Source organism: Corynebacterium sp., from assembly GCF_030530965.1.
GTDB lineage: Bacteria > Actinomycetota > Actinomycetes > Mycobacteriales > Mycobacteriaceae > Corynebacterium.
Genome location: NZ_JAUMTY010000030.1, coordinates 18906 through 26151 on the forward strand (window position 1 = coordinate 18906; position 7246 = coordinate 26151).

General features: G+C 57.6%; 9 protein-coding genes. 7 read left to right on the forward strand and 2 right to left on the reverse strand.

Annotated elements, in window-relative coordinates; translation table 11 throughout:
• Both Q3981_RS06820 and Q3981_RS06825 read right to left on the reverse strand, forming a co-directional pair.
• Window positions 1-488 (reverse strand): universal stress protein (locus Q3981_RS06820; RefSeq protein WP_303124659.1); only part of this gene is annotated, 488 nt, incomplete at its 3' end.
• Window positions 489-541: 53 nt separating this feature from the next.
• The gene (locus Q3981_RS06825; RefSeq protein WP_303124660.1) at window positions 542-1108 is read right to left on the reverse strand and encodes a MarR family winged helix-turn-helix transcriptional regulator; all 567 of its coding nucleotides are present in this window, start codon (window positions 1106-1108) and stop codon (window positions 542-544) included.
• A 140-nt stretch (window positions 1109-1248) separates the two neighbouring features.
• Here Q3981_RS06825 and Q3981_RS06830 point away from each other — a divergent pair, with 140 nt between their 5' ends.
• The 7 genes from Q3981_RS06830 to rplI all read left to right on the forward strand — a co-directional run bounded on the left by Q3981_RS06830 (window position 1249) and on the right by rplI (window position 7226).
• Window positions 1249-1650, forward strand: a complete 402-nt coding sequence (locus Q3981_RS06830) for a DUF5318 family protein (protein ID WP_303124662.1) — start codon at window positions 1249-1251, stop codon at window positions 1648-1650.
• 38 nt (window positions 1651-1688) lie between these two features.
• Window positions 1689-3833: a transglycosylase domain-containing protein gene (locus tag Q3981_RS06835; protein ID WP_303124675.1), complete on the forward strand. Its 2145-nt coding sequence runs from the start codon at window positions 1689-1691 to the stop codon at window positions 3831-3833.
• 26 nt (window positions 3834-3859) lie between these two features.
• Window positions 3860-5431, forward strand: a complete 1572-nt coding sequence (locus Q3981_RS06840; protein ID WP_303124664.1) for a glycosyltransferase family 87 protein — start codon at window positions 3860-3862, stop codon at window positions 5429-5431.
• Entirely contained in the window at window positions 5428-5616 is a 189-nt protein-coding gene (locus Q3981_RS06845) for a hypothetical protein (RefSeq protein WP_046203390.1), read from the forward strand. The genes Q3981_RS06840 and Q3981_RS06845 overlap by 4 nt, the downstream gene beginning before the upstream one ends.
• Window positions 5617-5799: 183 nt before the next feature.
• A complete protein-coding gene (gene rpsF, locus Q3981_RS06850; RefSeq protein ID WP_012732667.1) occupies window positions 5800-6087 on the forward strand; it encodes a 30S ribosomal protein S6 in 288 nt (95 codons plus the stop codon).
• 79 nt (window positions 6088-6166) lie between these two features.
• Window positions 6167-6745: a single-stranded DNA-binding protein gene (locus tag Q3981_RS06855; protein ID WP_303124666.1), complete on the forward strand. Its 579-nt coding sequence runs from the start codon at window positions 6167-6169 to the stop codon at window positions 6743-6745.
• 28 nt (window positions 6746-6773) lie between these two features.
• A complete protein-coding gene (gene rplI / locus Q3981_RS06860) occupies window positions 6774-7226 on the forward strand; it encodes a 50S ribosomal protein L9 (protein WP_012732665.1) in 453 nt (150 codons plus the stop codon).
• The last annotated feature ends 20 nt before the right edge of the window (window positions 7227-7246 follow it).

Here is a 7246-nt window from a genome sequence, read left to right on the forward strand (position 1 = left end):
CGCGTGACGCCTTTCTTGGATGCGCGCAGGTCACGCGGGGCCAGCCCCAGGGACACAGGTGCGCAGTGAAGCAGAGCATCCGCTGTGGATCCGGCGACAAATCGGCCCTCGGGCGCAGAAGCGTGGGATCCGAGCAGAACAATCGTCGCATTGAAATCGTTGGCCGCCGCGCTAAGAGCGTCGGTTTCGGAGGTGGCGGTGACGAATTCAAAGGGGGTGGCATCCAGGGAATCGTCGGGAACTCGGGCCTCTTTGAGTGCCTCAAGAGCAGCGCGTTCGCACTTTTTCGTCTCTTTGCGGATCCAGCGTTGGTAGTCCTCCCCCAGTTCGTCGGGAGCGCCGGATGGCCATATCGATGGTAGGACGGTGACGGTCCGAATGACGGCCGGCGAGGTACGGGCGAACCATGCGGCGAATTCCTCGGCACTGGATTCGGTGGGATGGGGGCGTCGGGCGATGAGGATGCGAACCGGGGATTCGTTAGTCACGGTGGTGCTCCGTTGGTCGGAAGGCTGGGGTTGGGACGTGAGAAGGACGTGTGTTAGTCGTGTGCTGGGTGTTCGTCGTCGGGACCACCCTCATGATCATTAAGGATGCGCTCGAGGACGTCGGTAAGTTCGAGTGCTAGCTCTTTGCCGTCTTCAGTGTATTGAGCGATAAACCGCGCGAACTCAAGGTTGCGTTGTGAATTGACTCGCTCGAGCTCTTCCCTACCGTGGTCCGTCAGGGCGACGGTCACCCCGCGGCGGTCGTGTTTATCGCGCTCCCGAACAACAAGTCCGTCGAACTCGAGACGGTGAATCGCGTTCGATGCGGTGGGCATGCGGATGGACTCGAATTTGGCGATATCGCTGATCCGCATAGAACCGTGGTGTTCCAGCACGGAAAGTATGGAGATTTGGCTAGCGGTAAGAGCGGTGTGAACCGACTGACGGTAATAAATTAAGACGAGCCTGTTGAGAAGTGGTCGGAGCCGTGCCGCAATCTCTTCGATAGAAATGTCCTGGGAGGATTGTTTCGAGGATTGCGTGGTGGCGTGGTCAGAGGTGGCGTCGACCGGAGCGGCGTCGCCTGAATTTTCATTGATGGACTTGTCAGTTGAGGTCATTGTCACCAGGTGCGTTAGTCAGAAATGGACTCCTCCTATTATATGGTGATTCTCACCCGCGCTAAAGCTGCTTGCGTGCAGCGAAGGGTTATGCGAGCCGACGGATGCGGGGCTATACACGTGAGGCTATTGTGCCTATAGTGACCGGGGTGAGCTGGACAGAGACGAGGAATCATCAGCTTGATCGTCAACGGTTGCTGGCCGAATACCGCCGGGGAGAGATCTCTGCGGAGGAGTTGCGGCAGTCGTCGCGTCGGCTGATTGATGCCGCTGATTTTCATGGTGAACCACAAGATCGTCCGTGTCCGCTGTGTGGAAAAAGGACGTTAAAAAATGTCATCTGGATATTCGGCGACAACTTGGGGAAAATAGCAGGGACCGCGCGTAGTCGTCGAGAGGTTGAGGCCCTGGCGGAAACCTATGGTGACATTACCGCCCACATTGTGGAGGTATGCGTGCATTGCCGGTGGAACGTGCTGCTTCGTGAGATGCTTGTCCGCGTAGGAAGTGGTACGTCCAAACCTCGCGTAGAGGAGAAATAGGAATAGTGAGTAACAAACAACCACAAAGGCAGGCCAAGATGTCTACCTGGAAAAAGGTGCTGCTCTGGACAGGTGTGATCCTCCTTGTCCTCATTCTTGCGCCTGTTGCGGCATTCTTTTCCGCCTACGCGGTGACGAAGGTCCCGGAGCCTCAAGAGCTACAAACTAATCAGATTGCGACGATTTACGCGTCAGACTCCTCCACCCAGTTGGCACGCATCGTCCCGCCCGACGGTAACCGCACGGACATTGATCTCTCGGAGATCCCTCAACCGGTGCGCCAAGCCGTGCTGGCCGCGGAGGACCGTTCCTTCTATTCCAACCCCGGCTTCTCCGTTAAGGGTTTCGGACGCGCTGCGCTGGGGCTTGTGACGGGTAAGGAATCTTCTGGTGGTGGTTCCACGATCACCCAGCAGTATGTGAAGAACGCCCTGGTGGGCAACGAGCACTCCTACACGCGTAAGGCGAAGGAGCTCGTTATTTCCGCGAAGATGGCCCGCGAGTGGTCGAAAGATGAAATTCTCGGCGCGTATCTGAACACTATTTATTTTGGACGTAACGCGTACGGTATCGCCGCGGCGTCGAAGGCGTATTTCAACAAGGACGTGAAGGACCTTACGCCAGAGGAAGGCGCTGTGCTGGCTGCAGCCATCCAGCGTCCGTCGGAGTTGGATCCCTGGACTAACCGCCAGGCTGCTGAAGAGCGCTGGAATTACGTCATGGACGGTATGGCCGACATGGGTGCGATTAACGGTGAGGAGCGCGCTCAGGCCGCGTACCCCGAGGTCATCGACCCGAATACGATCGACACGGGCTCTGAAGTTGAGGGCACGAATGGCCTGATTAAGTCGCAGGTCATGTCCGAACTTGAGGCATCCGGCATTAGTGAGCAGGACGTCAACACCCAAGGTCTCAAGATCACGACGACGATTGACCCCAAGGTTCAGAAGTCTGTGACGGACACGGTGAAGAACCGCATGCAGGGCTACCCGGATGATTACCGCACCGCCGTGGTCTCGGTTGATCCCCGCAATGGCGCGGTGAAGGGATACTACGGTGGCGACGATCCTAATGGTTGGGACTTCGCAAACACCGGCCTCCAGACCGGTTCGACGTTCAAGATCTTCGGTTTGGCCGCGGGTCTGGAGCAAGGAATGTCGCTCTCCCGCGTGTACTCCTCTGCCCCAGTGACCATCAACAACCTGACCATTCAGAACTCTGAAGGCGAATCCTGTGGTTCCTGTAGTTTGGCCACGGCGCTGAAGATGTCGCTGAACACGAGCTTCGTGCGTATGCAGCATGATTTGAAGCATGGTGCGAAGGACACGGCCGATATGGCACACCGCCTGGGTATCCCCACCGAGGTCAATGGCGAAAAGACATTGCAGGAAAAGGATGGCCAGGTGTACGACGGCGTCATCTTGGGCCAGTACTTAACTCGCCCGATTGACATGGCGACGGGCTTGTCCACGCTGGCGGATAACGGTATGTACCACCAGACGCACTTTGTTCAGAAGGTGGAGACGTCGTCGGGCAAGGTGCTGCTGGACCGGTCCAATGTCGAGGGCGACCAGCGCCTTGATAAAGATGTCGCTAATAACGTCATTTCCGCGATGGAACCGATTGCGTCGTATTCGCGTAACCACGGTCTGGCTGGTGGCCGGACTTCCGCGGCGAAGTCAGGTACGGCTCAGTTGGGCGATACCGGCAATAACAAGGACGCCTGGTTTGTTGGTGCAACCCCGCAATTAGCGACGGCGGTCTGGGTCGGCACGAACGACGGCCAGCCCATTTTCTACTCGGGCCGCCCGATGTATGGTGCTGGACTCCCCGCCGACATTTGGAAACAGACCATGGATAGTGCTTTGCAGGGCGAAGACTACATGGCCTTTGGTGATTCGGGTTCGTCGGGCTCGAAGCAGGCGAATACGAACTCGGGTGGGTCGAAGAAGACCTATACCCAAACGACGACGGTCCAACAGCAGCAGCCGCAGCGTACTCGCGCACCCCAGACGCAGGCGCCACAGCAGCAGTACGCGCCCGAGACGCAGGAGACTCCCGCCCCGACGCCGCAAGCGCCCGACAATGGCGGTCTGAACATTCCGACGCGGACGCAGGAAATTGTCCCCGGTGTGGAGGTTCCCGTTCCGGACTTGGGTAATAACGATCAGCCAGCTCCGTAGTTCATCGACGAGTCGGCCCGTACAGAGTGAAGAAGGACATAGTGGCGTTGGGTGCAGGTAGAGGAATAGAACAGCAGGACACCGACGTGTTGAGGGTTCAGCCGAGCCTGACGGAGCCCGCAGCTCAACGGTGGACTCATTTCCTTGGGGGGCCTATTGCGCGCCACGGTCTCGTCGGGCGAGCGGTGTGGGCCACTCCCCTCCGCGTCCTGATGGGCTTGGCCTTGGGCATGATGTCACTGGGTTGGCTGTCGAAGGCGAATTGTCTTCGTGGCGACGGTGACGGTGTGAATTGGACCGCGAACCGTCAGTACATCTCGGGGTGTTACGCGGATTCCATTCCGCTGTACAGCATTGAAGGCCTAAAGGACGGGCACTTTCCGTATGTCTACTCCTGGGCCGGTGATGGTGGCACCCGCCATATGGAGTACCCGGTTCTCACCGGTCTGTACCAGTGGTTATGCGCCCAGTTAGCGGCTCCCTTGCACTGGCTTGCTGACCTCGTCGGATGGTCTGTACCCCGCGTCGATTTCTATTTCGGTGTGAACGCTGTGTTCCTCGCGATTGCGTGGATCGGGACGCTGTGGTTCACCTACCAGTTGGCCGGTCACCGCGTGTGGGACGTCATTTTGGTTGCTGCCAGCCCCATCGTGGGTGTGCACATCTTCACCAACTTCGACTCTTTAGCGACAGTGTGCGCGATGGGTGCCATTTTCCTGTGGACCCGGAAGAAGTACGCGGGAGCTGGGGTGCTCATTGGTTTAGGCACGGCCGCGAAGCTCTGGCCAGCGTATATCCTGGGTGCTTTCCTGGTTCTGGTCATCCGTCACCGATGGCGGGAGCGCACAGAGTTCATCAACACTGTGGTCTCGGCAGTGGTCACCTGGCTTGTGGTGAATATCCCGATCATGATCGCCTCGCCTGCTGGATGGGCGGAATTCTTCACCCGGAATGGGAAACGGGCAGCTGAAGATTCGACGATCTACAGCGTGCTTTCATGGCTGACTGGCTTTAGTTACTCCACCACTGTCCCGGTGAAGGCGCAGTCGATCATCTCATTCGTGCTGTTTGGGCTGTGTTGCGTCGGAATTTTGATTCTCGGGCTGAAGGTGAAACGTGAGCCTGCAGTGTGGGAACTGTCGTTGTTGATCATCGCCGCGTTTGTGCTGACCAGTAAGGTGTGGAGCCCGCAATACTCGTTGTGGCTTGTGCCCCTCGTCGCGTTGTCTCTCCCCCGCTGGCGTCTGGTATTCGCTTGGATGTGGGTGGAAGCTATTTACTGGTTCGTGCGCATGTGGTGGTTTACCGGGGCGGACAATAAAGGCGCTCCGGACTGGCTTTTCAACTCCTTCGTGATCGCGCGGGATGCGCTTGTTGTGGCCATCCTTGTGCTGGTGATCCAGCAGATGCGTGGCACGCGTCCCGACGCTCCACGAACGATGGTCCAGGCGGAGGTTCCTGGGCAGGAGGAAACGGATGTGGTGGCGTCGCGGCGCAGTCCGTCGTCGGCAATGAGTAGCCGGGCGGTAACTAGTGATGCGGTAACGAGCCGTGCGGGCGTCGTCGGTACGCGATCAAATGTGGGGACTACAGCATGACTCCTCAAGTGACGTTGACGATCATTAGCGTTTTTATCGGGTTCTTCTTATTCACCGCGTCGTTTGCCAGTTTCATGTACAAGAAGCCGGCCAAGGTGACGTGGTGGCTCTTCGGGATCGCCGTTTTCTTCATCACTGTTGTGCCGGTGACAGTTGCGGTGTTTTGGGCAACGCTCATGAATTAGCCGGGTTGCTCATCATCTTGCCAACTGGCCGTGTTTTCATGTGGCTCTTTTTATGTGATCCCGGTTTTGCCTCTGGCCAGCGGTTTGGTAGTCTCGGGGGGTTGCTTGACGCAACGAACCCTCCTGTCGCGCTAACGATGGCGCGGCCGAAATACGACTAGACCATAGGAGGTGATGAGGTCCGTGCGTCACTACGAAATCATGATCATTCTCGATCCCGCGCAGGATGAGCGCACTGTAGCCCCGTCCCTGGATAAGTATCTCGATGTTGTCCGCAAAGAGAAGGGCAACGTTGACAAGGTTGATATTTGGGGCAAGCGCCGTTTGGCCTATCCCATTCAGAAGAAAGAGGAAGGCATCTACGTTGTCGTGGACTTCACCTGTGAGTCCGCAACTGTGCTGGAAGTCGACCGTCTGCTCAACCTGAATGATTCGGTGTTGCGTACGAAAGTTCTGCGGACCGACGCCTAAAAAGGCACACTGGTAGAAACACCAGTGTCAGGTTTTATCTGACCATCAAACCGGTTGTCCTGCAGAGAGAGGATTCATCATGGCACAAGGAGAGACACCTATTACGGTCGTCGGCAATCTTGTTGCTGACCCAGAACTTCGTTACACCCCGTCGGGTGCTGCTGTGGCAAATTTCCGTGTGGCATCGACGCCACGCCGATACGATTCCCAAACCAACCAGTGGGTTGATGGGGATGCGATGTTCCTCACCTGCAATGTGTGGCGCCAGGCCGCCGAGAACGCTGCCGAATCGTTAAAAAAAGGCATGCGCGTGATCGTCAATGGCCGCTTGCGCCAACGGAGTTTTGAGACTCGGGACGGCGAACAGCGTCGCGTGTTTGAAATCGAGGTCGACGAGGTCGGCCCGTCGTTGAAGTACGCCACGGCAAACGTCGAAAAGACGAGTGGCGGAGGCAACGGCTTCAACCAAGGCGGCGGTGGCTTCGGTGGAAACCGAGGCGGAGGCTTTAACTCCAATCGCGGCCAGCAGTCTCAAGGCAACCAGGGCTTCGGCGGTTCCGGAGGGAACTCGGGCGCGGATCAGGATCCGTGGAATTCCGCTCCCAGCCAGGGCTCCAGCCAAGGGTTTGGTGGGGCAGATGATGAGCCACCCTTCTAACTAATCAACGTAAGAAAGGCTAGGGATCATGAAGCTGATCCTCACCGCCGCCATTGACAATCTCGGTGTTCCTGGTGACATCGTCGAGGTCAAGGCCGGCTATGGAAGAAACTACCTGCTCCCGCGCGGGTACGCGGTCCCCGCTACTCGTGGCGCCGAGAAGCAGGTTCAGGATTTGAAGCGTGCGCAGGAAGCGCGTGCTATTCGCGACGCCGATCGCGCTCGCGAGGTCAAAGAGCAGTTGGCAAACCTGGAAGGCGTTTCTGTCGCCGTCCGCACTGCCAACAATGGCAAGCTGTTCGGGTCTGTTAAGCCTAACGACGTTGCTCAGGCCGTCGTAGCTGCTGGTGGTCCGGAGCTGGATAAGCACAGCATTGACATGACCAAGGGTTTTGTGAAGTCGACGGGTAAGTACTCGGTGGACGTTAAGCTCCACGAGGATATCCACGGCACCATTAACTTCGAGGTCGTATCCCAGTAGTTTCTGGTTTTACACTTTTT